We start from the raw sequence: 23283 nt of genomic DNA on the forward strand, positions 1-23283 counted from the left end.
GATGGATGCTTGAAGTTAAAGGGTTAACAGGTGGATATGACAACAAAGCTGTTTTGGACTCTGTTACTTTTGATGTACATAAAGGGGAATTATTCGGGATTCTTGGCCCAAATGGCAGCGGAAAAACGACGCTTTTAAGTATGCTTAGCGGGGTGCTCGATTATAAGGGCGGAAGCATACGGATAAGAGGAAGGGATTTGAAGGATTATTCGTCAAAACAACTTGCACAGGTCATTGCTGTGCTCCCTCAGCATTCCTCATTAGCTTTCTCATATACGGTAAAAGAGACGGTCTCACTTGGGCGATATGCCCATCAAACAGGTTGGTTCCATAGTTGGTCCGCAGAAGATGAAACGATTGTCCAACGGGTCATGGAACAAACGGGAGTAGCGGATTTTCACGATCTTCAATTTGAACGATTATCAGGCGGGGAGAGACAAAGGGTCTTATTGGCACAGGCACTTGCCCAAGAACCGGAAATCCTTTTTTTGGATGAGCCTACGAACCACTTGGATCTTTCCTATCAAAAGGATCTTCTTGATCTAATGAGGAAAATGGCAAAAGAGCAAAAGTTGACCGTTATTTCAATTTTTCATGACTTGAATTTGGCTGGGTTATATTGTGATCGGCTTATGTTGCTTGAAAAAGGGAAAATTTTGGTTGTGGATGTGCCGAATGAAGTGCTCCGACAGGAACGGATTCAGGAGGTATATCGTACGACGATCGAAAAACATCCACATCCCGCCCTTCCGAAACCGCAAATGTTCATCGTTCCGGAAAAGCATGGCAATGATACTATCCCATTGGAAATTGATGATTCTTATCTGACAGTCGGATCTGAAATTATTCAATTGAATTCCCCGATCCCGCTTAGAACGATGTCTTCTGGAGTGACTGGTTCGGGGACGGGATGGCATAAATATTTCGTGAATAGGCATGTCCATCATGGATATGATTGCGAGGATCATCATGTTGAAATGGCTGACTATTTAAAAACTCATGGATTTGACCCGCAGCAAACGGTAGGGATGATGACGGCTGTCTTTCTCGATACGGTTGCCTTCAAGTTATTAAGAGCTGAAGATTTCTCGGTTTTTATCATCGTGACCGCTGGTGTAGGGAATGCCATCGACGCATCTTTAGCTGACCGACATTCTTGGAGTTCCGCTCCAGGAACGATAAATACATGGATCTTCATAAATGGGCATTTGGCAGAAGAGGCTTTCATCCACAGCATAGTTACTGCGACCGAGGCAAAAGTAAAAGCGCTTCATGATTTGCATGTCTTGGATAAGGTGACAAATACATGTGCAACAGGAACATCGACAGACAGCATTTTGATTGCGGCAACTCAAAGAGGGGCAAAGCTTCAATATGCAGGCACCATCACTCCGTTAGGGAAGCTGATCAGCCGCGGTGTATATGATTGTACAGTGGAAGCATTAAACAATAATCGGAAACGGATTGAGGATTTATGATTTACCATCATCTTATTGCGGTTACGCTGGCGTTTTTCCTTGATCTATTAATTGGTGATCCGCCAAATTGGCCGCATCCAGTCAAATGGATAGGAACGATGATAAGCAAGTTGGATCTGGCATTCAATAGAGGAACACATAAGAAGCGGAATGGACTCTTCATGTTGTTCATCGTCTTATCGGTGGTGTTATTGATAACTGGTCTTACCGTCTATTTGGCTTATCGTATCCATCCGCTTGCAGGTATCCTTTGGGAAGCTGTTGTCATTTCCACTACGATAGCTCAGAAAGGCTTGAAGCAAGCTGGAATGGATGTTTGCCATCCGTTGAATCGAGGGGATTTTCCTGAAGCGAGGCTAAAGCTTTCCTATATCGTGGGCCGTGATACTGCGGATCTTGATGAATCCGAAATAGTCAGGGGCACCGTGGAAACCGTAGCGGAAAATACCAGTGATGGGATTACAGCCCCGATGTTTTGGGCAGCCATTGGCGGTGCGCCGCTCGCGATGATGTACAGGGCGATTAATACCTGCGATTCCATGGTAGGGTACAAAAATGATAAATATGGGCAATTTGGCTGGGCTTCAGCCAAGCTCGATGATATCGTCAACTGGATTCCCAGCCGCCTCACCGGGCTCCTGATGTTGCTGAGCTCGAAATCCGGCTATCATGGATTTGGTGCTAGATGGAAGATATTATTCAATGATGCAAAAAAACATCCAAGCCCGAACAGCGGGTGGTGTGAAGCAGGCGTTGCTGCCATTTTGGGAATACAGCTTGGAGGCCGGAATATGTACAAAGGAATTGTTTCCGACCGTGCGAGGATGGGAGTTCCGCTTGTTCGATTGGAAGCAAAACATATACCAAAAACGATTACCATCATGCATCGGTCATCTTTTCTATTTCTACTGATGCTATGGCTAGGGGGACTTATTCTTGACATTACCTTCTCATGGCTCTAATCCTCATTATCTTTACGAAGCGCTGGAAATCGAAATGCCTGAATCGGTTCTCGACTTCAGTGCTAACATCAACCCATTGGGTCCGCCTTTACGCATAAAGGAACAGTGGTCTGGGTTTTTCGAAGGAATCCTTCAATACCCAGATCCGCATGCCATTGAGCTGACAAAATCGATCGCAAATAAAGAAGCTCTTCCAGAGCAATCCGTTTTGGTGGGTAACGGTGGTGCAGAAATAATCATGTTGGTTGCGAACAGATTAGCCAATCAAAGGGTGTTAATCATTCAGCCTGCATTTGCGGAATATGCAGAGGCTTGTTTGGCGGCAGGGTGTGAGGTCGATTTTCATCAACTTAATGCACCTGAGTGGCAACTTGACTTGGATCGATTGATTTCACGGTTACCCGAATATGATGCAGTTTTCTTGTGTACCCCTAATAATCCGACGGGTGTTTCATTTAAGCGGGATGAAGTTAGGGAATTGATCATTGAATGTCAAAAAGCGGATTGTCTGGTTGTCATGGATGAGGCTTTTTATGATTTTACGGAAGATGCCTTTACTTATGCTACTTTAATCAATGTATTCCCACATTTACTCATTCTAAGATCAATGACTAAAATCTTTGCCATTCCGGGTTTAAGACTAGGCTATTTGCTTGCGGCACCGGATATCATAACTCAGGTAAGAACTTATAAACCGCATTGGAGCGTCAACCATGTGGCATTGGAAGTAGGGGGAATCTGTCTTGCAGAAGAAGAATATATGAGAGAAACAAGAGACTATATTCAATTGCAAAAGCAGAAACTATTCCGGTTTTATGAGGAGCAAGGATTGATTGTCTCCAATAGCACAGTTAATTTTTATTTAGTGAAAGATGAATCCTTATCCCTTTTCCCTTTTTTGCTGAAAAAAGGAATCGTACCGCGCCATACCTATAATTTCCCGGGTTTGGATGGAAAGTGGCTTCGGTTTGCAGTGAAGAGTGAACATGATAACGAAGCACTGATGGAGGGGGTAAGACAGTGGAGAAAGCAAGGCTCTGTTTTATAACCGGGGGTGTCCGTTCCGGAAAAAGCAGTTTCGCAGAAAGAAAAGCCCTGGAGTATGCATTCCAAATGGATGGGAACTTGCATTACCTCGCCTGTGGCCGTGTCAGTGATGTTGAAATGGGTGACCGCATCCATAGGCACCAGAAACATAGAGAAAGCAGCCCAATTGCCTGGCAAACTTCGGAATACGCAACGGATATTACAAGAATAGGAGCGGACATTAATCAGGATTCTATAATCCTGCTCGATTGTCTGACAACCCTGCTTGATAACGAACTATTTGGCCCTGGCATTCCGCTTGAAAAAGAATTTTTAGATAGTGTTTTTTCAAAAATAATAAACGGGATCAATGAGATAAGAAAACAATCCAGCTGTTTAATAGTCGTGAGCAATGAATTGGTGCAAGAACCGATTTTCCATAATGAATTCCTCCATCTATACGGAAAAACACTAGGTCTGCTTCATCAAACGATTGTCGGGCAGGCCGATGAAGCCTATCTTGTTGAATCGGGAATACCATTGCGGAAGAAAGGGTGCATCCAGGAATGAACGGAGCGATCGGATTTTTAATTAACCTGCAGTTCTTTACGATTTTTCCAATAAAGAAACAGCTTCCGATGGAGAAGAAATATATTCACCGTGCCATTCAAACCTTTCCATTAGTCGGTCTTTTACTAGGCTTGATATTGGGTGGTGTTTTATATGCACTAGTGGAATGGACCCCATTGTCCTCCCTTGCGATTGCCTTTTTCCTTTGGTTTTTGACGATGGCATTAACTGGAGGTTTGCACCTCGATGGTTGGATCGATGCAAGTGATGCTTTTTTTTCCTATCAGGATAAAGAGCGTCGATTGGAAATCATGAAGGATTCAAGGACAGGTGCATTCGGTGTCATCTCCGTCATCGTCCTATTGGCAGCACGGTTTCTATTTATCTATGAAATTGTCGAAAGGGTAAATGAATGGACATACTTCTTGATCATTGCCCTTCCGCTCTTAAGCAAATGTGTGATGGGCTATTTGCTCATCCGGATGCCGCTGGCTAAAAATGAGGGACTCGGTGCTTTTTTTCAAAGTGCAGTAAAGAAAAGCAGTTTGCCCATTTATTGGCTGTACCTCTTTGTAAGTCTGGCGATTGCCTGGATCATCGATTTTAAGCTTGTCACCCTATTTTTCATCATGTGTCTGGCTGCGCTGTTTTTCCTGCTTTATATAAAACGTAAAGTGGTAAGTTGGTTCGGTGGGATTACTGGGGATGTACTGGGTGCATCCGTGGAAGGGGTTGAGCTTTGGTTATGGCTGATATTGTGGCTATTACATTACTTCGCCATGGGCTGACAGAAGCGAATGAGCGAAAGGCCTATTTAGGCTGGACGGATTCCCGATTAAGTATCGAAGGAGAAAAGGAAATACTGGACTTAAGGGGCTCTTACCCGCAGTATGAAAAAATTCAAACGAGTGATTTGCCTCGTTGTGTGGAAACTGCAAGACTGTTGTTTCCAGATGTAGTTCCGGTCAAAAACCCCTCGTTTCGTGAAATGAACTTCGGCAGTTGGGAAGGGCGAACGTATGAAGAGTTGAAGACAGATGAAGATTATCTTAATTGGCTGGAACGTCCCATGGAGGCAATGGTGCCTGGGGGTGAAAGTTATCCGGCATTTTCCGAACGTGTCAATGATGGCTGGAATCAATTGATTGCCTGTAAGGAGAACCGATTTGCCTTAATGACGCATGGAGGGGTAATACGTGATTTATTGGTCCGATATGCCCCGATGGAAAAGTCTTTTTTTGATTGGGGGATTTCCCATGGCAGGGGATATGAGCTGATATGGGAAGATCGGAACAGTTTAAGGAGGGGAGAACGCTGCACTTTGTTACAGGAGGCGCCTATAATGGGAAAACTAAATGGGTAAAGCAATTGTATGGTTTGGAAAAAGATGTCCTTTGGCTATCCGGTTATCGAAAAGAACAGCCGGAATTGATTGATTTTCAAGGCAAGACTGTTGTATTGCAAGGGTTGGATGCATGGATTCAGCAAGATGCAGAAAAAATGGATTCAGATTCGATTCGAAAAAGATGGAAGGAAATCATGGCTGATTGGCGAATATGGGAGAAAGAAAGGGATGAACACAACTGCATTGTGATCGGTTCTGATATTTCCAAAGGCATTGTCCCGATGGAAGCGAGAGATCGCAGATGGCGCGATGCCTGCGGATGGGTCTTTCAAGATGTAGCATCCATATCAAGGCGAGTTGATATCATCTGGTATGGAATAAACCAGCGAATAAAATAGAGGAGGTAATGGGGATGAAAATCTATACACGTACAGGGGATAAGGGACAAACAAGCGTAATCGGTGGTCGGCTTGACAAGGATGACATCCGTGTTGATTCTTATGGAACGGTGGATGAAGTGAATAGCTATATCGGTCTTGCGGTGACTGAATTGGACCCCGCGATATTTACGGATGTATTGGCCGATCTAGAGAAAATCCAGCATGAGTTATTTGACTGTGGCGGTGATTTGGCAACCGTTTCCGAGAAGGCCCCACAAAAGTTGACGGATGAGGCCATTACCTATTTGGAAGAACGAATAGATGCCTTCATAATCGAAGCTCCGGAATTGGAAAAGTTTATCCTGCCTGGCGGCACAAAAGCAGCTGCAACCATTCATATTGCCCGTACCGTTACAAGAAGGGCGGAAAGATTGGTCGTTTCATTGATCAAGTCTGGTGCGGCTGTTTCACCATTATCACTTCAATATTTAAATCGTTTGTCGGATTACTTCTTTGCTGTTGCACGTGTGATCAATTTCCGTCTTGGTGTGAAAGATGTGGAATATATCCGTAGCGCAAATGTGTTCCGCGGAGGGAAAAGAAAGGAAAAAGAGTAAACATGGACGTAAGAAAAATTAGTGCAATTGCTATATTCATTGCCTTATCGGCAGTAGGGGCAATGATTAAAATCCCTTCCCCAATCGGGAGTATCGCTTTGGATAGTTTTCCGGCCCTTTTGGCTGCCATCATACTTGGCCCGGTATCGGGGGCTATTGTAGCTGGGCTTGGTCATATCATTTCAGCGTTCATCGGCGGCATGACACTTGGGCCATTCCATTTTTTGATCATGGTCGAAATGGCGGTTCTCGTATGGATGTTTGGAATTTTATATATACAAGGAAAAAAAGTAGGCGCATTTTTCCTCTTCTTTATCGGTAATGCCTTCATCTTAGCCTTGCCTTTCGCATTTCTGATCAGCTATGGTTTTTACGCGTTGTTGGTTCCGGGATTAACGGTGGCGGCGGCGGTAAATGTAGTATTGGCAGTCCTTTTACTGCCCCGCTTGGAGCCTGTTTTGAAAAAAATGATCTTTAAAGATGGACTCGTAGAATGAGTGATTCATTGATTTTACCATTTTCCGAATCAGATTCATTGATTGTTTCAAGTGATAATAGCGGCGGAATTGGCATGAAGGAAAAAGATCTTGTCCATGTCCCTTATGAGGTCGTTGGATATTATTCCTTTCGGGTTGCCGTCATGGAATGTTTGGGTGTTGGAGGAAGACCAGTATCCGTTGTCCTAAATAATTTCTGCGGTGATGAAGCCTGGGAGGACTTGACCAGGGGTGTCAGGAAGGGGCTGGAAGAATTGGGAATGGAGGACCTTCCCATTACTGGCAGCACAGAAAGTAACATGCCGCTTCTTCAATCCGCGGTTGGACTTATGGTGATCGGTAAGCGAGTGAATGAATGTATTAAAAAGCAACATCCTTTACGGAAAATCGCACTGATCGGCAGGCCGCTCGTTGGAGAAGAAGTAATGGATCAGCAAGATTGGGTCGCGCCATTATCTTTATATAAAAGCCTATGTGAAATGGAGGACGTTCAGGCACTTCCAGTCGGCTCAAAAGGGATAGGATATGAATGGGAGCATCTGGATCAAAGTGGTGAAGGTGTTTCTGTGCATATAAGTAATAAAGTCGATATTGAAAAATCGTCAGGACCATCCACCTGCTTCCTCATTGCTTATCCTGAACAACTGGAGGAAGAAATCAAGCACCGATCCGGTCCTCTTTTTATTGGTGAATGATCATTTCATGACTGAATCAGGTATCGAGTTTAGTTCACGATGAACAGGTTCGATGCTTTTTTCATTGAGATCTTACCTATATGGATTCCTTATCCTGATTTAGATTGAATGATTGAATAAGACGTTTAGTTTATTTGGATAGAGCCAGAACAATAGTTTGTTGATTTATGCGCTTGTTTCCACCATTTTCTTGATCGTTATCAAAGCCCATTTATTGCGTTACTTCTCGCTTCCGTCCTTTAGGGATTAGCAGGTATGGATGTTCCGGATGTTGCAGATGCTGTTCAGACAGGGATATTTGATCATCGGTATTCCCACAGCACAATTTAGCTGGTCCTGTTTTGGGTTCCTACATATCTCATTGGAGAACCGATCATCGCCCTCATGGTCCTCTGTGGTGGTTTCATTCTTTACATTAGGTTAAGCTAGGGGTATTAATAAAGTAACACTAAACCAATTCATGCAGCCTGCCTTGCTCCACCTGCGTCCATTATCTTGATTATCGGAGCGGGCGGTGCATTTAAAAATGTATTGATCACGGGCGGAATGGGTGAAGCCGTTGCAAGTTTAACGACATCCTTTGATATTTCACTAATTCTGTTTGGCTGCGTTGCAGCTATGATTCGTGTGGCCACAGGTTCAGCAATTGTCGCGATGACAACTGCGGTAGGTATTGTGCTGCCGATCATCTTCTGTACCAGGTGTTAATATTGAATTGCCGGTCCGTGCAATCGGTTCAGGTTCATTCATTCTATCCCATGTGAATGATGCCGGATTTTGGATGATCAAAGAGTTCTTTAATTTACAGTCGCACAAACGCTAAAATCTTGGACGGTTATGGAAACGATTGTATCAATCGTTTCACTTATCCTAATCTTACTATTGAATTCAATTGTTTAAGAGAGAGGAGCATGATGTAAGTATGGGACATTCAGGTTATATGATGGGGATCGATATTGGTACGACGAGTACGAAGGTTGTTCTTTTTTCAAAAAGGGGGGAGGTTGTCCAATCCTGTTCGAAGGGATACCCTCTTCACAGTCCAACGCCTTCGGTTGCGGAACAAGATCCTGAAGAAATTTATAAAGCGGTCATCATTGCAATAGGCGAGGTTATGATTACAAGCGGAATAAAGAAGGATGAACTGGGTTTCATATCGTTCAGTTCGGCGATGCATAGCTTGATCGCCATGGGTAAAGACGGTAATCCGCTTACGAATAGCATTACATGGGCGGATAATCGAAGTGCTGCCTATGCGGGGAAATTGAAGGCTTCGGAACAGGGGATGCAATTGTATCACAGGACGGGGACGCCCATTCATCCAATGTCCCCAATCACGAAAGTAATGTGGTTAAGAAGTGAGCATCCCGGGACTTTTAACGAAACGGACAAATTTATAGGGATTAAAGAATACATCATCTATAAATTTTTCAATGAGTATGTGATGGATTATTCGCTCGCTTCTGCAACGGGTATGTTCAACTTGAATGACTTGAATTGGGATGAAGAGGCACTCACCATTGCTGGAATTGGGGCTGACAAGCTGCCAACGCTTGTCCCCACAACGCATATCCTCTCAGGTTTAAGTGAGGAATTAGCTGCAAAAATGAACATTCAGGCAGGTACCCCGTTTGTTATTGGCGCGAGTGATGGAGTGCTTGCGAACTTAGGGCAAAACGCCATCAAGCCAGGCGTTCTGGCAGTGACAATCGGAACGAGCGGTGCAGTAAGAACCGTTAGTGACCGACCGCTTACCGACCCGAAAGGCAGGACATTCTGCTATGCCCTTACTGAGAATCATTGGGTAATCGGTGGACCGGTCAACAATGGGGGAATCACCTTCCGATGGGCACGGGATCAATTAGGACGTGTGGAAATCGAAAAAGCGAAGGCTTCTGGACAGGACTCCTATGAGATACTGACGGATATGGCTTCCAATATTGCACCTGGATCGGATGGGTTGATATTCCATCCGTATATGGCAGGGGAACGGGCGCCATTATGGAGTGCCGATGCGAGGGGTTCCTTCTTTGGACTGGCTCTTCATCATACTCGTGACCATATGGTCCGGGCAGTGCTGGAGGGTGTGATGTATAACTTATACAGTGTCCTTCTTGCTGTTAGGGAACTGACTGGTGCTCCCGAGAAAATTCATGCAAGCGGTGGGTTTGTCCGCTCGAAGCTCTGGCGTCAAATCATGGCTGATATATTTAATCAGAACGTTACAATTCCAGAAAGCTTTGAGAGTTCGAGCTTAGGTGCCGCCGTTCTTGGGTTGTACGCTTTAGGGGAAATCGAGAGCCTCGATGAGGTTGAAGGTATGATTGGTGAAACGAATGAACTTGTCCCAATCGAAGAGAACGTTAAAGTGTATGAAGAATTAATGTCGATTTATTTATCCGTGAGCAGGAATTTAGAAGACGACTATAAGAGGATCGCTGATTTCCAAAGACGTCATTTAGAATGAATATAAGGGAAAGTACAGATGCATGAGCACTGTGCTTTTCTTTTTGCCTTTGTTTAAAAATGGTAAGATGATAGAAAAAGATAAGGGGATTTATAATATGGGAGCAAGTAAAACGAATGCAATGCGAATTCTAGATAACAAACGTATAGAGTATGGCATGATGAGTTATGATGCCACCGATGGAAAAATCGACGGGATCACTGTTGCGGATAAAATTGGAAAAGCGCCAGAAACCGTTTTTAAAACGCTTGTTACCCATAACGGACCACAGCAGCTTTATGTATTCGTCATTCCTGTAGCCACCGAACTGGATTTGAAAAAAGCAGCGAAGGCGGCAGGGGCAAAAAAAATAGAGATGCTTGCAGTTAAAGACCTGCAAAAATACACAGGGTACATTCGGGGAGGCTGTTCCCCGATCGGAATGAAAAAGCAATACCCGACCTTTATCGATGAAAGTGCAGCAAACCTGCCTGAAATCATCGTAAGCGGAGGGAAGATCGGTACACAGATCGTTTTAAAACCGTCAGAATTCCTGGAGGTCACACAAGCGGAATCTGTAAGCCTAATAAAATAGACTGTTAACCTTTAGGCATTCACCTATTAGGTCTTTTCTGCATACGCTGTCTTGAAGATCACATCTGTATTGTGAGGGAGAGTGTAAAAGTGACAGGAAAAGTGATGCATTATTTCGCTGGAGGCAATACGGCTAAAGGTTTTTATAGTTTATATGATTCCAATTTAGCAGGCCTGGAAAGATTATTCATATTAAAAGGCGGACCTGGCTCCGGTAAATCGACCATAATGAAAAAAATCGGCCAAGAATGGCTGGATAAAGACTATGACATCGAGTATTTACATTGTTCGTCCGATAATGATTCCATTGATGGAGTGATTATACCGGCTTTGAAAATCGGACTCGTGGATGGGACCGCGCCGCATGTGATTGAGCCGAAGGCACCTGGGGCCATTGAGGAATATGTCAATCTAGGAGCTGCCTGGAATTCCCAGCAGCTGGCTTCTGAAAGAGCCGCCATCATAAGATTGACGAATGCGAGAAGCAAGAGTTTCGAGAAGGCATATGCCCTATTCGCTGAAGCATTGAAGATACATGATGAATGGGAAGATATTTATAAGGCAAATATTGATTTCGCTAAATTGAACGGGTTGACCAATAAATTGATAGAAGGCTTTTACAGAGATATCGTCCTCAATAAGAAGTCGGATGTTCGTCACCGATTCTTAGGTGCCGCTACACCAAAGGGTGCAGTTGATTTCATCCCCAATATTACTGAGGGAATACAAAAACGGTACTTTTTAAAGGGACGCCCAGGGTCAGGGAAATCAACGATGCTGAAGAAGATTGCAAAGGCTGCGGAGCAAAGAGGCTTTGATGTGGAAGTATATCATTGCGGTTTCGATCCGCATAGCTTGGACATGGTAATTGTCCGGGAGGTAGGGATCGCCATTTTTGACAGCACATCCCCTCATGAATATTTCCCGAGTTGTGAAGGTGATGAAATCATTGATATATATAAAACGGCCATCCTGCCAGGAACGGACGAAATTTATGCTGATCAGTTAAAGGATGTTTCCTCCAGGTACCGGACGAAAATGAATGAAGCGACAGCCAGTCTGGCTAAAGCAAAAGAGTTGCATGACGAACTTGAAAAGATTTATGTAAAAGCGATGGACTTTACAGCCATCGATGACATTCAAAGAGACATCCACGAACAGATTATTGAACGGGCACAGGAAGTAGATAGCCAAACGATCCTGCATTAAAAAAACAAACTGCACCTATCTTAATTAGGTGCAGTTTATTTATATACATAATTGGATTAAGTCACACCAAGAATCGATACGGGTTTGTTAAACGTGTTTATCCACGCCCATTCGGTTAAAATAGGGATTATATTGAAAAGAAGGAGCCGGTTGAATTGATAAAGACGATTGCGATTGATATGGACGGAACATTGTTAAATAAAATGCAAAAGGTCAGTGAGGAAAATAAACATGCAATCCAGAGGGCGCAAAGTGAGGGAGTGGAAGTGATCATTGCTACTGGAAGATCTTATGTGGAAGCAAGGTTCGCTTTAGATGAAGCAGGAATCGTTTGCCCTGTAATCTGTGTAAATGGTGCTGCCCTCTTCACGGAGGATGGAAAGGTTGCTGCTTCCAATCCAATGTCAGCTGCCACTGCTAAAATGGTCGCTGGATTCCTCGAAGAACAAGGGATTTATTTCGAAATATATACGAGTCAGGGGATTTATTCTAAAGACTATGAAAACGCAATATCCGCTTTGGTTGATGTATTCGTTACAGCCAACCCGGACATTGACCCTGAGAATATGCGGAAATATGCGGAGGAGCGTTTACAGCTTGGACAGGTAACTTCCATTTCCGATTATTCCGAGTTATTCAGCCATTCGAATGTGGAATATTATAAAATTCTCAGCTTCTCAAAAGATTTAAGTTTATTGAATCAAATTGCAACGAAATTGAAAGGACAGGGAGTTACAGTCACTTCATCAGGACGTGAAAATGTGGAAATCATGAGTGGGACAGCTCAAAAAGGTACGGCACTTGAAACATATGTGAATGAAAAATCCGGTTCGATGCAGGAAACAATGGCCATTGGGGATAATTATAATGATGTATCCATGTTTGAACGGGTAGGTTTGTCTGTCGCAATGGGAAATGCCCCGCTCGATATTCAAAAACTTTGTGATGAAGTAACAGGCAAGAATGATGAGTCCGGTGTAGCGGAGGCCATTTTAAAGGTACTTAAACAGTCAGCCTATTAAACTCCTGAATCGGAAGGGGAAAAAGTTTTGAAAAGATGGCTCTTATTTTTCCTTATGGCAACAATGACTTTAACTGGTTGTAACATGAATGAAGAGGACAGCAAAACCCAGCCGAATCCTGATAAAGAAGTGACGGGCACTTTAGGAGAAGATCCGGATGTGCTAGTAACGAACCTGCATATCCCATGGTCGATTCAGAAGGAAGGGGACACAATGTATGTCTCAGAGCGGACAGGAACCATCGTAGAATGGGACAAGGGTAAGATGATACGGCAAAAGGTCAACCTTAAAAAGACATTGTCTACAAAAGCGGAAGCTGGGTTACTTGGATTTTCGTTAACTCCCGATTTCGCTAAGAGCAGGCAAGCTTTCGCCTATTATACGTATGAAGAAGGCAGGGAATCCATCAATCGAATCGTCATTTTACAAAAAGATGATGATAAATGGCAGGAGATGGAGACCTTGATCGATGGCATACCAAGCGGGGATTTCCACCATGGTGGCCGAATCAAGATGGGACCGGACGATAAGCTATATGCAACAACAGGTGATGCAAGAAAGCCGGAGATCGCACAGGACATAGATTCTTTAGGCGGGAAGATTTTGCGCATGAATCCGGATGGCACCATTCCGAAAGATAATCCTTTCGGGAATTCATACGTCTATTCATACGGTCACCGCAATCCACAAGGTCTGGCGTGGGATGAAGCCGGACAATTGTATGAAAGTGAGCACGGCGATTCGGCTCACGATGAATTAAATAAGATCGATCCAGGTAAAAACTACGGCTGGCCAGAAATAGAAGGCGATGAGCAAAAACCTGGTATGGTAAATCCATTGATTCATTCCGGTGAAAATACATGGGCTCCTTCTGGAATGTCCTATTCTGACGGAAAGCTTTATTTTGCAGCATTAAGGGGCGAAGCGCTTAAGAGTTATGATGTACAGAGCGGAAAACTGACTAATATCATTACGGGCTCAGGAAGGATACGTGATGTTTTCATAGATGGAGAATCCCTTTATTTCATAAGCAACAATACGGATGGCCGAGGAAATCCTGATGAAAAAGACGATAAGCTATATCGTTTGCCACTTTCTCGGTTAAAAGGAAATTTGCCCTGAGGTTATCAATGCGAAGGAGCTGCAAGTCGGAAAAGAGGTGTTTGTGATTCAATGATAACACCGATCAAATGGGGTTGTTCAAAATCCATTGCATTATATTTCATATTATAGATGATTCTTCAATCTCTCCGGAAGCCTCGCTTTTAATAGCGGGGTTTCATTTTTTTGTATGGCCTCGAAGCATCGACCACAAAGAGCATGGCCCCCATTTTACCCAAACTCACGAGTAAAAGCGTGAAACTCACGAGTAAAAGCGCGAAACTTACGAGTAAAGCGCGAAACTTACGAGTAAAAGCGTGAAACTCACGAGTAAAAGCGCGAAATTCACGAGTAAAGCCCAAATGCACGAGTAAAAGCGCGAAATTCACGAGTAAAAGCTCCAAACTTACGAGTAAAAGCGTGAAACTCACGAGTAAAGCCCAAATTCACGAGTAAAAGCTCCAAATTCACAAGTAAAGCGCGAAACTTACGAGTAAAAGCGTGAAACTTACGAGTAAAAGCGCGAAACTCACGAGTAAAGCCCAAATTCACGAGTAAAAGCTCCAAATTCACTACCAAACACACGAGTAGCACGAAATAATGTGCATTAACTCCTGCAAAGGGTATCTTTTTGTTGTGTCAAACAGTGTGAATACAATTATTTTCGTTCATCCGAAGGCTGGACATTTCTAATGAATAGGTGTATAGTTACCTAGGTAACTAATTTGCAGGAGGAATCCCTTTGTCCTTTAATAATGGTTTTTTTCATCATAACTTACAATTTTCAAGGTCGTTTACTAAAAAATTAAATGAACAATTGGCCAAGGTTGATCTTTTTCATTCCCAATGGTCGATTGTATATTATCTGAATGAGTTTGGCTGTTCTACGCTTGTTGAAATAAGCACTTATCTAGATGTGGAGAAACCGACGGTAACGAGGACGGTAAACCGGTTGGAGGAACTTGGTTTGATTGAACAAATCCCAGGTAAAGATAAGCGGGAGCGGAGAATACAGTTAACGGAGTCAGGTGTAAGGACTTATCAAGAGGCCAAAAAGGTAGTTGAAGAATTTGAACTTCAATTAATGAGCGGTTTGGCTGAAGAGGATCGAGAGGCAACGTTACGAACGTTGATTTTCCTGAAGGAAAAATTAAAACAATAGTAAGGAAGAAGGATTGAAATGAATCACAAACCGAAACTGTGGACGAAAGACTTTCTGATTGTCTCGTCTGCGAACTTTTTTCTATTTTTAACTTTTTATGTCTTGATGGTGACATTGACCATTTACACGATTGATAACTTTCATGCGTCGCAAGCACAAGCGGGACTTGCCTCAAGTATTTTTGTCCTCGGGGCTGTGCTTGTCAGACCGATTGCAGGGAAAAAAATTGACAAGATCGGCTGCAGAAAAATGTTGCTTGGATCCTTGATTCTATTCCTGATCGCATCCATTGGCTATTTCCTGGTTAATAGTTTATCCCTCTTATTGATCGATCGGCTTATTCACGGTTTTGCTTTTGGCCTTGCCACTACGGCAACTGGAACGATTGCTGCAGATATCATTCCGAATGAGAGACGCGGGGAAGGGACAGGTTACTTTGCCATGAGTACCAATTTGGCAATGGCGTTCGGTCCGTTTATTGGATTGCTGATCACACAGCATTTTAGTTATTCCATCATTTTCTATGCTGCCTCTTTATTTGCCGCGTTTTCTTTAGTGGCATCGTTATTCATGAATGTTCCTGAAGGAGAAAAAGGCAGAGCTTCACAACAAAAAGGATTTAAAATTAGTGATTACTTTGAAAAAAAAGCTCTGCCCATTTCCATTTTTATCGGATTTGCCGGATTTACCTATTCGAGCATTTTGTCGTATTTAACATCTTTTGCAAAGGAAATGGACTTAATGGATGCGGCAAGTTTTTTCTTTGTTGTATTTGCTGTATTCCTTTTGGCGTCCCGTCCGTTTACAGGAAGAATGTTTGATGTGAAGGGGGAGAATGCAGTCATTTATCCTTCGCTCTTACTATTTGCCGTGGGTATGGTCATTCTCAGCCAATCCCATCATGGTATTACGCTTCTGATTGCCGGTGCCTTTATCGGAGTGGGATATGGTACGTTCCAATCAAGCTGTCAAGCGATTTCCATTAAGGAAGCACCATCAAATCGGATGGGATTAGCCACATCCACGTTTTATACAATGTACGATTTTGGAATCGGTGTTGGCCCATTCCTTTTGGGATTCCTTATTCCATTTACCGGCTTCAAAGGGTTGTTCATAGGAATGTCGGTCTTGGCATTCGCTCTTATAGGGATTTACTTTTTCGCACATGGTAGAAAAGCCGCGGCAAGAATGAAAATGCAGCGGGAAGAACGCTTGTCTGCTTAATTTTTTGAATATGCATGTATGAAATAATCAAAAATGGGGATGCTTATATTATGATTGATTTTCCAAAGTATCCCCCTTTTCTCCGCCTGTAATCCACAGGCGTTTTTTTTATGCCATAAACAAAAAAACCGCCTAATTGGCGGTTTCTTTAAAATTTATAGGTCCATAATCGTTCTTTGCGGATCCAGTCGAGAAAATCAGCATCCTGATTTTCGAATTTCTCTTTCCAATCGATCACCATTGCCTGCGTTTGCGAACGGTGGGCAGTGAATGTAGCTACCTTTTTTTCTTCGACGGCAGAGATATCATGGATGATGTCAGGCTGCCCTAACTCATCGATGCAGTTATTGGAGAACGCGACACAATGAAGTTTAGGTCTCTCTTTCTCTTCCATTCTTTCCACGGCCCGAACCACAGCCCGTGCTGTCGCTTCATGGTCTGGATGGACACTGTATCCTGGATAAAACGTTATGATCAATGAAGGATTCAATTCATTGATGGCTTCGGTAAATAATGAAGTCAGCTTTTCATCATCTTCGAATTCAATTGTCTTATCACGCAATCCAAGCATGCGCAAATCTTGGATGCCCATCGCATTTGCTGCATCGATTAATTCTTTTTTGCGAATTTTAGGGAGCGATTCCCTTGTTGCAAATGGAGGATTGCCTAAATTACGTCCCATTTCTCCTAAAGTTAAACATAAATAGGTGACAGGAGTGCCAGCTTCTCTATGGAGTGCCAGCGTTCCGGAGACCGAAAAGGCTTCATCATCGGGATGTGGGAATATAACTAATACATGACGTTCTTTTTCCAAGGTATATTTCTCCTTCCGTTCTACTTACAGTAAGTATGGTTATCGGTGAATGGGAGTTTTCATCGGAATTATATTATACATATCAAGCTAGTCGTGATTATTCAAAGGGAGTAGGGCTGAGCTGCATGGAGACAGCAAGTTTTCCGGAAAAATCAAGGCCTGCCAACAGCAATCTCCCTTGTTCATCCATTTCGAAGTGGTTGACGCCTTCAGCATATACCCAGCCAATATTGAGCTTCAAGCCGATGCGGTAGGGTCCATCCCCAACTATCTTCCCATGTTCATACTGGATAAAAGCATTACGAATATAAGCACCTGCCGAAAAGAAAGCTTCATCTACATGAGTGGCATAGGCGCCATTTGTCGTTTCAAGGTGAAGATATACATCTTGTCGGGCGAAAGAATCAATAGCATTTTGCACCTCTGTACGGTCTATAGGTTTCATTCTATAATTTCCTCCTTAACTGGGCGGCTAGATAAGCTTTTCCTTCTTTCCATTTTACTAAATAAAAACAAAAAAAGCGAAAAAGGCCGCTCGATGAATTTGAGCAGCCATTAAACTTTGGTCTATTATTTTGTGTTTTCAGCATTTCCATATTTATGGTATGCACCATGATTGACAGGTCCAACATAGTCATTCATCTTCCAAGAATGGCGAACCGCCTCGGTAATGAAGTCTTTTGAAATGAGGACAGCCTCACGCGGACTTTTCCCTTCAGCCAATTGAGCTGCAATGGCTGCTGACGATGAACAGCCGGCACCGTGTGTATTGGTTGTTTCGATTTTCTCGGATTCAAGGATCTCAAATTCTTTTCCATCATATAAAAGGTCGATGGCTTTGTCATAATCCAGTTTATTACCGCCTTTGATCAAGACATATTTTGCACCAAGTGCATGAATCTTTTCGGCTGCACCCTTCATATCATCGATCGTTTTGATAGGCGCTGTTCCTGCTAACTGAGCAGCCTCGAACAGGTTAGGCGTAACTACAGTTGCACGTGGAACAAGTAGTTCACGCAGGGCTACAGCCGTTTCAGGGTGCAATACTTCATCTTCACCCTTACATACCATAACTGGATCGATTACGACTTTGTCCAGTTTCAACTCGTCTATTTTACGGGCAACAAGTTCAATGATCTCCACTGATCCAAGCATTCCTGTTTTCATGGCATCAATGCCGATTGATAGAATCGTTTCGATTTGGGCTTCCAAAACCTCGACCGGTGTAGGGAATACATTATGTGACCAGCCGTTCTTGGGATCCATCGTAACGATTGTCGTTAAGGCGGACATACCGTAAACGCCGAATTCTTGAAATGTCTTTAAATCTGCTTGAAGACCCGCGCCGCCGCTCGAATCCGATCCGGCAACTGTCATAGCTCTTTTCATAGTCATTATGTGACCTCCTCAGGAGAATTGGATTTCGATATTATCAGCATACCAGATAATATGCTATTTTTAGAATATACCAAAATTTCTTTTATGTAAAACTTAGTTTTCACCCTAAAATGAGTGCCTATAAGAAGGAGATGGAATGGCCTCGCATAAGCCATTTTTAAAATTGAAATAATACATGGATTTCAGGAAATTGGATAGATGGGCCGCCTGCTTTTAAGCTTTGAATCTTATTTTCCATCTTTTGATATACTAAGCAAAGTTTGTGAAAGTGTCATTATTTTGAAAATTGATTTAAAATATTTAAATATAGTGGACTTATTTATTATAGCTTTACCGTTGGATGCTAGATTAAACCCCAAAAAGGGAGGGTGATTCGTATGGAGTGGACAATGTTGCTGTTAGCTGGTGGGAAATCAAGCCGTATGGGAGTGAATAAGGCCCTGTTGACCATAGGTGGCGTTGTGAACATTTCAAGAGTGGCATCCGTATTGAAAAAGGTATCAGAAAACATTCTGGTCATTACGAATACATTTGAAGATTATCGTTTTCTGCAACTTCCGTTAATACCGGATTTACATAAAGATCAAGGACCACTTGGGGGATTGCATGCAGGGATGGCCTCCTCGAAAACGGAGCTCCAATTCCTTACAGCCTGTGATATGCCGTTTGTGAGTGCAGCTGCCATAAATGATATCATATCCTATTATGAACCTGAATTCGATGCTGTCATTCCTGAGATAAATGGCAGGATTCAGCCGCTTTTTGCTGTTTATCATAAAAGATGTCTTACTGTACTGACAGAATGTTTATTGAAAAACGAATTAAAAATGAGTCTATTTTTGGAAAAGATTTCGGTGAAAATCATGAAGGAAAGCGACTTTAAGATATATCATGAAAATCCTGAACATTTTCAATACCTTTTTTTCAATATGAATACGAGGGAAGATTATCAAGAGGCAGGTTATATTAGCCAAACCGAATTATATATAAAGGATGGTAGACATGAATTATAAAATTTCAAAAGAGCCGATTGTCATCCAGGAAGTGATTGATAAAGTAGTAGAGAGGAATGCAGGTGCCGTCACGACCTTTATTGGTACAGTGAGGGAAATGACGAAAGGAAAAAAGACCCTCTTCTTAATTTACGAAGCATATGAACCGATGGCCATCAAGAAATTAGAGCAAATCGGATCTGAGATCAAGGAGCGTTGGCCTGATGCAGAAACGGCGATCACCCATCGTGTAGGTAAACTTGAAATCACGGATATCGCAGTCGTAATTGCCGTTAGTACGCCACATCGAAATGATGCATATGAGGCAAACAGGTATGCAATTGAAAGAATTAAAGAAATCGTCCCGATTTGGAAAAAAGAACATTGGGAGGATGGGGAGACATGGGTTGGAAACCAGTTGGAAACCGTTTCATATCCAAAAGGAAAACCGGAAGAGGTGGATATCAATGATTAATGTACTTTTATTTGCCCAATTGAAAGATGCGTTAGGCAAAGAGACTCTTTCTATAGAAGGAAATGGAATGAGTGTGGCCCAGCTAAAAGGAAAGATGAGGGTGGAATTTCAATTGGAAGGTCTTGAATCCGTGATGACAGCGGTCAATGAAGAATTTGCCGACGATGACACAGTTCTATCTGATGGAGATACAGTAGCTTTCATTCCACCTGTCAGCGGAGGCTGAGAGAATCGGATCGAATTGGAGGGGAGGGTTTACAGTGAAAGAGCGTTATTCAAGACAGACTTTATTCGCCCCCATTGGTGAAGGCGGCCAATTGAAAATTTTGAAGAAGCATGTCTTACTTCTAGGGGCAGGGGCTTTGGGATCTGCTAACGCCGAGGCCCTTACTCGTGCGGGAGTAGGGAAGCTTACGATTGTCGACAGGGATTATGTGGAGACTAGTAATTTACAGCGCCAACAAATGTATACAGAACGGGATGTCGAGGAGAATCTGCCAAAAGCAGAAGCGGCAAAGCGTCATTTATTTGAAATCAATCATGAAGTTGAAGTGAATGCCATCATCATGGATGCAACCGCCCAGAACCTTGAACAGCTGCTTGGTGATGTTGATTTGATATTGGATGCGACCGATAATTTTGAGACACGGATGATTATAAATGATTTGTCACAAAAGCTTCAAATACCTTGGATTTATGGGGCATGTGTGGGGAGTGTGGGCATGACTTTGACCATTCTTCCCGGACAGACGCCATGTTTGCACTGTTTACTTAAATCTATCCCCATTCAAGGAATGACCTGTGACACAGGAGGAATCATATCGCCAGCTGTAACGATGGTAGTGGCACACCAAACTGCCGAAGCTTTGAAAATCCTTGTTGAAGACTGGCAATCGGTTCGACCTGCACTTGTTACTTTTGATCTGTGGAGGAATCAATACCAAACCGTTCGATTAACAAAAGCTAAAAAGAAAGATTGTCTCTCTTGCGGAGATCAGAGGACATATCCCTTTTTAACTATGGAAAACGCAACGAAAACTGCGGTTCTTTGCGGAAGGGATACTGTACAGGTAAGACCGCCAAAACCTTTGAAACTGCAACTCGATAAATTAGCCAAGGAACTGAATGGCAGCGGCTATTTGGTAAAATTCAATCCATTTCTACTCTCTTGTGAAAAAGCCGGGGAACGTATTGTCATTTTCAAGGATGGCCGGGCGTTGATTCACGGCACGAAGGACATGGTCCATGCAAAGGCCACGTACCAAAGAATTCTGGGTTAATGAATATAAAAAACGAGGCTGCCGGTTAAGGAGCCTCGTTTTTTATGAATCCATATAGGGTAATGGTTATCGGGTATTAGTGTGTAACCCCGCTTTTTTCTTATTTGGAAGCAACGATGACGACTTTTCCTTCGTCAAGCACTTCCTCGTAACGTTCTGCCTCCATATCACTAAGGCCAAGGTTGCTCATTCGATTACGAAGTTCATCTCCGCGTGATTTAAATAGATTTCCAACGGAATCAAGGAGACCTTGTTCCTTCATGCCTACATCTTCTGTATTTGTATTCTCGGTAAGGTGTTTTGAACGGGTTTTATCATGGGCAAACAAATATACATCGTCCTTCGTATAACCTGATGTGACTAGTTCATCGATTTTTTCCTTTGCTTGTAAACCGTTTTCTACTACATGTACTTGATACATATAAACTCCTCCTTGAATTTCAGTGTTAGATTCTCTTCGATATAGGTAAATGGAATCTTGCTTATTACAGTTCTTAATTGGCTATAGTAGTATATAACCTTATTTGGTTACTGATAAACATGTATACCGAATTTATTCAGTAAGTGGTGAAGCGGAACACCTTCTGTATGCGGTAGGTCAAGTATTTGAAGACAGGCAGTTTCTTCTGATATTCACTGTAATCAACGGTGTATGTTCCATTTTGATTTGTCCATAGTCTTTGAAAATAGCTATCGACATCATTAGAAACGTCCGCATCATTTGGAGCATGGATTTCAACATTGGCTTCAAGGTTATAGTCATCTAGATTACGTGATGTATAATTAGCCGATCCTCCAAGAATAATCGTTTCATTAGCCTTTTGGATCATCATCAACTTTGTATGGAACTGTTCTTTATCTGTTTTGTACCAGCGGATCGAGATATTTTCATCCCCAAGTTTTTCGAATTCAGCGGCAACTGGAAGATTAGGAAGCCCGATTTTCTCACTTCCGAAAGCATTTTGATTCGGATCCAATATCATTTGGATCTTTACACCACGTTTAGCCGCATCGGTTAATGCTTCGACAACATCACGATCGGCAATGTAGAACATGGCAAGATGGATCTTGTCGCCTTTTTCTGCATCCTTTATTACTTTAAGGACATGTTTATTGATTTTTCCTTCCGTTAGCAATTGTACCGATATCGGTCCTTTATCTGCTGATGCCCCTTTGAACTCAGGAAATGACTTTGGACCTCCCGAGAATTTCGAAGCTGCTTCTTCGGCTTTAACAAAGTCGCCGATGATATTCCCATCCATCTGAAACGCAATATTGGAATGGAATCCACTTGCGTCATGAGGATTGGCAGAAGAGATGATGGCCGTTTTTTCGGTAGCGACCACTTTTCTATGATTGGCCTTAATATTCATCAGTCTAAGATAAGAACGAAAGGTGACCTTTGGTGCGCTTTTAGCCATTGGATTCACAATCCATCCTTTCCCGCTTTCACCGAACCATTGGAAAAAGGTCCGATACACACCTGAATAGAGAGGATTCGGATCCCGAAGCCGGTCTAAGTTGGTAACGATGACATCAATGCCATTTTTCTTCATCGTTTCCAATGCCTCTAACTGGTAGGAATTATAGGAAGTATTCACTTCATCAGTAATGAAGATAACCTGGAGGTCAGGTTTCTTTTTCTTCTGTTCAACCAGTTTATCCTTCAGATTCTCGGTTAACTTCGGGAAGTTTATCTTTTCATCATAAAAAGCATTAAACAAAAACATATCGATTACGATAAAAGAATCAGCGTCTTCTATGGCTTGATTTATGGTTTGGAAAATTTGCTGCTCATGTTGCAGATTCCCTTGTTCATCGTGATAGGAAAGGTCATAGATAAAATCAATATCCTCGACATGATGAACCTTCCCTTCATAAGAAGTGCCATCAGGGAGAGGCTTGTAGCTGTTATAGACGATTACGGCCGTAATGACGATCAAAATGCAGACAAGCAGATAAAATCGTTTTCTTTTATACCATTTTTTCATAGGGA

At 42.7% G+C, this 23283-nt stretch carries 28 protein-coding genes and 1 pseudogene; 22 read left to right on the forward strand and 7 right to left on the reverse strand.

Annotated features, from left to right (window positions below; translation table 11 throughout):
- Positions 1 to 5: 5 nt before the first annotated feature.
- The 16 genes and pseudogenes from QUF94_RS01120 (at position 6) to QUF94_RS01195 (ending at position 13963) form a co-directional block, all read left to right on the forward strand.
- The gene (locus QUF94_RS01120) at positions 6 to 1478 is read left to right on the forward strand and encodes a heme ABC transporter ATP-binding protein (protein WP_289314245.1); all 1473 of its coding nucleotides are present in this window, start codon (positions 6 to 8) and stop codon (positions 1476 to 1478) included.
- Positions 1475 to 2440: an adenosylcobinamide-phosphate synthase CbiB gene (cbiB, locus tag QUF94_RS01125; RefSeq protein WP_289314246.1), complete on the forward strand. Its 966-nt coding sequence runs from the start codon at positions 1475 to 1477 to the stop codon at positions 2438 to 2440. The genes QUF94_RS01120 and cbiB overlap by 4 nt, the downstream gene beginning before the upstream one ends.
- On the forward strand, positions 2415 to 3488 hold the full coding sequence (gene cobD, locus QUF94_RS01130; RefSeq protein ID WP_289314247.1) for a threonine-phosphate decarboxylase CobD: 1074 nt from the start codon (positions 2415 to 2417) through the stop codon (positions 3486 to 3488). The genes cbiB and cobD overlap by 26 nt, the downstream gene beginning before the upstream one ends.
- Entirely contained in the window at positions 3461 to 4036 is a 576-nt protein-coding gene (locus tag QUF94_RS01135; RefSeq protein WP_289314248.1) for a bifunctional adenosylcobinamide kinase/adenosylcobinamide-phosphate guanylyltransferase, read from the forward strand. Before cobD ends, QUF94_RS01135 begins: the two co-directional genes overlap by 28 nt.
- Positions 4033 to 4824: an adenosylcobinamide-GDP ribazoletransferase gene (gene cobS / locus QUF94_RS01140; protein ID WP_289314249.1), complete on the forward strand. Its 792-nt coding sequence runs from the start codon at positions 4033 to 4035 to the stop codon at positions 4822 to 4824. The genes QUF94_RS01135 and cobS overlap by 4 nt, the downstream gene beginning before the upstream one ends.
- A complete protein-coding gene (locus QUF94_RS01145) occupies positions 4782 to 5399 on the forward strand; it encodes a histidine phosphatase family protein (protein WP_289314250.1) in 618 nt (205 codons plus the stop codon). Before cobS ends, QUF94_RS01145 begins: the two co-directional genes overlap by 43 nt.
- 5 nt (positions 5400 to 5404) lie before the next feature.
- Complete coding sequence (locus QUF94_RS01150) at positions 5405 to 5779, forward strand: bifunctional adenosylcobinamide kinase/adenosylcobinamide-phosphate guanylyltransferase (RefSeq protein ID WP_289314251.1); 375 nt, start codon at positions 5405 to 5407, stop codon at positions 5777 to 5779.
- A gap of 14 nt (positions 5780 to 5793) precedes the next feature.
- A complete protein-coding gene (locus QUF94_RS01155; RefSeq protein WP_289314252.1) occupies positions 5794 to 6378 on the forward strand; it encodes a cob(I)yrinic acid a,c-diamide adenosyltransferase in 585 nt (194 codons plus the stop codon).
- Positions 6379 to 6380: 2 nt separating this feature from the next.
- On the forward strand, positions 6381 to 6875 hold the full coding sequence (locus QUF94_RS01160; RefSeq protein ID WP_289314253.1) for an ECF transporter S component: 495 nt from the start codon (positions 6381 to 6383) through the stop codon (positions 6873 to 6875).
- Positions 6872 to 7570 carry an ATP-binding protein gene (locus tag QUF94_RS01165; RefSeq protein WP_289314254.1) on the forward strand — a complete coding sequence of 233 codons (699 nt, stop codon included), beginning with the start codon at positions 6872 to 6874 and terminating at the stop codon, positions 7568 to 7570. The genes QUF94_RS01160 and QUF94_RS01165 overlap by 4 nt, the downstream gene beginning before the upstream one ends.
- Positions 7571 to 7930: 360 nt before the next feature.
- Positions 7931 to 8470: pseudogene (locus tag QUF94_RS01170) on the forward strand (GntT/GntP/DsdX family permease); the annotation flags it as partial.
- Positions 8471 to 8492: 22 nt separating this feature from the next.
- Positions 8493 to 10037: a gluconokinase gene (gntK, locus tag QUF94_RS01175; RefSeq protein WP_289318251.1), complete on the forward strand. Its 1545-nt coding sequence runs from the start codon at positions 8493 to 8495 to the stop codon at positions 10035 to 10037.
- Positions 10038 to 10134: 97 nt separating this feature from the next.
- Positions 10135 to 10611: a Cys-tRNA(Pro) deacylase gene (gene ybaK / locus QUF94_RS01180; protein WP_289318252.1), complete on the forward strand. Its 477-nt coding sequence runs from the start codon at positions 10135 to 10137 to the stop codon at positions 10609 to 10611.
- An 89-nt stretch (positions 10612 to 10700) separates the two neighbouring features.
- Positions 10701 to 11819 carry a PRK06851 family protein gene (locus tag QUF94_RS01185; RefSeq protein WP_289314255.1) on the forward strand — a complete coding sequence of 373 codons (1119 nt, stop codon included), beginning with the start codon at positions 10701 to 10703 and terminating at the stop codon, positions 11817 to 11819.
- Positions 11820 to 11974: 155 nt separating this feature from the next.
- On the forward strand, positions 11975 to 12841 hold the full coding sequence (locus QUF94_RS01190; protein WP_289314256.1) for a Cof-type HAD-IIB family hydrolase: 867 nt from the start codon (positions 11975 to 11977) through the stop codon (positions 12839 to 12841).
- A 54-nt stretch (positions 12842 to 12895) separates the two neighbouring features.
- Positions 12896 to 13963, forward strand: a complete 1068-nt coding sequence (locus QUF94_RS01195) for a PQQ-dependent sugar dehydrogenase (protein ID WP_483313626.1) — start codon at positions 12896 to 12898, stop codon at positions 13961 to 13963.
- 143 nt (positions 13964 to 14106) lie between these two features.
- On the opposite strand, the gene QUF94_RS01200 is transcribed toward QUF94_RS01195, so the two are convergent.
- Both QUF94_RS01200 and QUF94_RS01205 read right to left on the reverse strand, forming a co-directional pair.
- A complete protein-coding gene (locus QUF94_RS01200; protein ID WP_289314257.1) occupies positions 14107 to 14373 on the reverse strand; it encodes a hypothetical protein in 267 nt (88 codons plus the stop codon).
- Entirely contained in the window at positions 14288 to 14515 is a 228-nt protein-coding gene (locus QUF94_RS01205) for a hypothetical protein (protein ID WP_289314258.1), read from the reverse strand. Before QUF94_RS01205 ends, QUF94_RS01200 begins: the two co-directional genes overlap by 86 nt.
- A gap of 169 nt (positions 14516 to 14684) precedes the next feature.
- Between QUF94_RS01205 and QUF94_RS01210 the strand changes: the two genes are divergently transcribed.
- A complete protein-coding gene (locus QUF94_RS01210; RefSeq protein WP_289314259.1) occupies positions 14685 to 15104 on the forward strand; it encodes a MarR family winged helix-turn-helix transcriptional regulator in 420 nt (139 codons plus the stop codon).
- An 18-nt stretch (positions 15105 to 15122) separates the two neighbouring features.
- A complete protein-coding gene (locus tag QUF94_RS01215; protein ID WP_289314260.1) occupies positions 15123 to 16328 on the forward strand; it encodes an MFS transporter in 1206 nt (401 codons plus the stop codon).
- Between the two features lie 148 nt (positions 16329 to 16476).
- On the opposite strand, the gene bshB2 is transcribed toward QUF94_RS01215, so the two are convergent.
- The 3 genes from bshB2 to pdxK form a co-directional block, all read right to left on the reverse strand.
- Positions 16477 to 17142, reverse strand: coding sequence for a bacillithiol biosynthesis deacetylase BshB2 (bshB2, locus tag QUF94_RS01220; RefSeq protein ID WP_289314261.1), 666 nt, complete (start codon positions 17140 to 17142; stop codon positions 16477 to 16479).
- A gap of 97 nt (positions 17143 to 17239) precedes the next feature.
- Positions 17240 to 17587, reverse strand: coding sequence for a YojF family protein (locus QUF94_RS01225; protein ID WP_289314262.1), 348 nt, complete (start codon positions 17585 to 17587; stop codon positions 17240 to 17242).
- 125 nt (positions 17588 to 17712) lie between these two features.
- A complete protein-coding gene (gene pdxK / locus QUF94_RS01230) occupies positions 17713 to 18537 on the reverse strand; it encodes a pyridoxine/pyridoxal/pyridoxamine kinase (protein ID WP_289314263.1) in 825 nt (274 codons plus the stop codon).
- Between the two features lie 380 nt (positions 18538 to 18917).
- Between pdxK and mobA the strand changes: the two genes are divergently transcribed.
- From mobA to QUF94_RS01250, 4 genes are read left to right on the forward strand one after another with little or no spacing between them, the layout of a single operon-like run.
- Positions 18918 to 19553, forward strand: coding sequence for a molybdenum cofactor guanylyltransferase (gene mobA / locus QUF94_RS01235; RefSeq protein ID WP_289314264.1), 636 nt, complete (start codon positions 18918 to 18920; stop codon positions 19551 to 19553).
- Positions 19543 to 20007 carry a molybdenum cofactor biosynthesis protein MoaE gene (locus QUF94_RS01240; RefSeq protein ID WP_289314265.1) on the forward strand — a complete coding sequence of 155 codons (465 nt, stop codon included), beginning with the start codon at positions 19543 to 19545 and terminating at the stop codon, positions 20005 to 20007. The genes mobA and QUF94_RS01240 overlap by 11 nt, the downstream gene beginning before the upstream one ends.
- Entirely contained in the window at positions 20000 to 20233 is a 234-nt protein-coding gene (gene moaD, locus QUF94_RS01245; protein ID WP_289314266.1) for a molybdopterin converting factor subunit 1, read from the forward strand. Before QUF94_RS01240 ends, moaD begins: the two co-directional genes overlap by 8 nt.
- Before the next feature lie 34 nt (positions 20234 to 20267).
- The gene (locus QUF94_RS01250; RefSeq protein ID WP_289314267.1) at positions 20268 to 21287 is read left to right on the forward strand and encodes a MoeB/ThiF family adenylyltransferase; all 1020 of its coding nucleotides are present in this window, start codon (positions 20268 to 20270) and stop codon (positions 21285 to 21287) included.
- 100 nt (positions 21288 to 21387) lie between these two features.
- Here the strand turns inward: QUF94_RS01250 and QUF94_RS01255 are convergent, their stop codons facing one another.
- Entirely contained in the window at positions 21388 to 21708 is a 321-nt protein-coding gene (locus tag QUF94_RS01255) for a YflT domain-containing protein (RefSeq protein ID WP_289314268.1), read from the reverse strand.
- Between the two features lie 136 nt (positions 21709 to 21844).
- Entirely contained in the window at positions 21845 to 23278 is a 1434-nt protein-coding gene (locus tag QUF94_RS01260) for a phospholipase D family protein (RefSeq protein WP_289314269.1), read from the reverse strand.
- Between the last annotated feature and the right edge of the window lie 5 nt (positions 23279 to 23283).

Origin of the sequence: Peribacillus sp. NJ4 (assembly GCF_030348345.1) — a bacterium.
Classification (GTDB): Bacteria; Bacillota; Bacilli; order Bacillales; family DSM-1321; genus Peribacillus.

Coding starts and splice junctions, on each gene's coding strand:
- cbiB (WP_289314246.1), top strand. CDS start 1,475: ATGATTTACCATCATCTTATTGCGGTTACGCTGGCGTTTTTCCTTGAT.
- cobS (WP_289314249.1), top strand. CDS start 4,033: ATGAACGGAGCGATCGGATTTTTAATTAACCTGCAGTTCTTTACGATT.
- QUF94_RS01145 (WP_289314250.1), top strand. CDS start 4,782: ATGGCTGATATTGTGGCTATTACATTACTTCGCCATGGGCTGACAGAA.
- QUF94_RS01195 (WP_483313626.1), top strand. CDS start 12,896: ATGGCAACAATGACTTTAACTGGTTGTAACATGAATGAAGAGGACAGC.
- QUF94_RS01225 (WP_289314262.1), bottom strand. CDS start 17,587: ATGAAACCTATAGACCGTACAGAGGTGCAAAATGCTATTGATTCTTTC.
- QUF94_RS01255 (WP_289314268.1), bottom strand. CDS start 21,708: ATGTATCAAGTACATGTAGTAGAAAACGGTTTACAAGCAAAGGAAAAA.
- QUF94_RS01260 (WP_289314269.1), bottom strand. CDS start 23,278: ATGAAAAAATGGTATAAAAGAAAACGATTTTATCTGCTTGTCTGCATT.
- pdxK (WP_289314263.1), bottom strand. CDS start 18,537: ATGACTATGAAAAGAGCTATGACAGTTGCCGGATCGGATTCGAGCGGC.
- moaD (WP_289314266.1), top strand. CDS start 20,000: ATGATTAATGTACTTTTATTTGCCCAATTGAAAGATGCGTTAGGCAAA.
- QUF94_RS01165 (WP_289314254.1), top strand. CDS start 6,872: ATGAGTGATTCATTGATTTTACCATTTTCCGAATCAGATTCATTGATT.
- QUF94_RS01160 (WP_289314253.1), top strand. CDS start 6,381: ATGGACGTAAGAAAAATTAGTGCAATTGCTATATTCATTGCCTTATCG.
- gntK (WP_289318251.1), top strand. CDS start 8,493: ATGGGACATTCAGGTTATATGATGGGGATCGATATTGGTACGACGAGT.
- ybaK (WP_289318252.1), top strand. CDS start 10,135: ATGGGAGCAAGTAAAACGAATGCAATGCGAATTCTAGATAACAAACGT.
- QUF94_RS01215 (WP_289314260.1), top strand. CDS start 15,123: ATGAATCACAAACCGAAACTGTGGACGAAAGACTTTCTGATTGTCTCG.
- QUF94_RS01155 (WP_289314252.1), top strand. CDS start 5,794: ATGAAAATCTATACACGTACAGGGGATAAGGGACAAACAAGCGTAATC.
- QUF94_RS01240 (WP_289314265.1), top strand. CDS start 19,543: ATGAATTATAAAATTTCAAAAGAGCCGATTGTCATCCAGGAAGTGATT.
- QUF94_RS01120 (WP_289314245.1), top strand. CDS start 6: ATGCTTGAAGTTAAAGGGTTAACAGGTGGATATGACAACAAAGCTGTT.
- mobA (WP_289314264.1), top strand. CDS start 18,918: ATGGAGTGGACAATGTTGCTGTTAGCTGGTGGGAAATCAAGCCGTATG.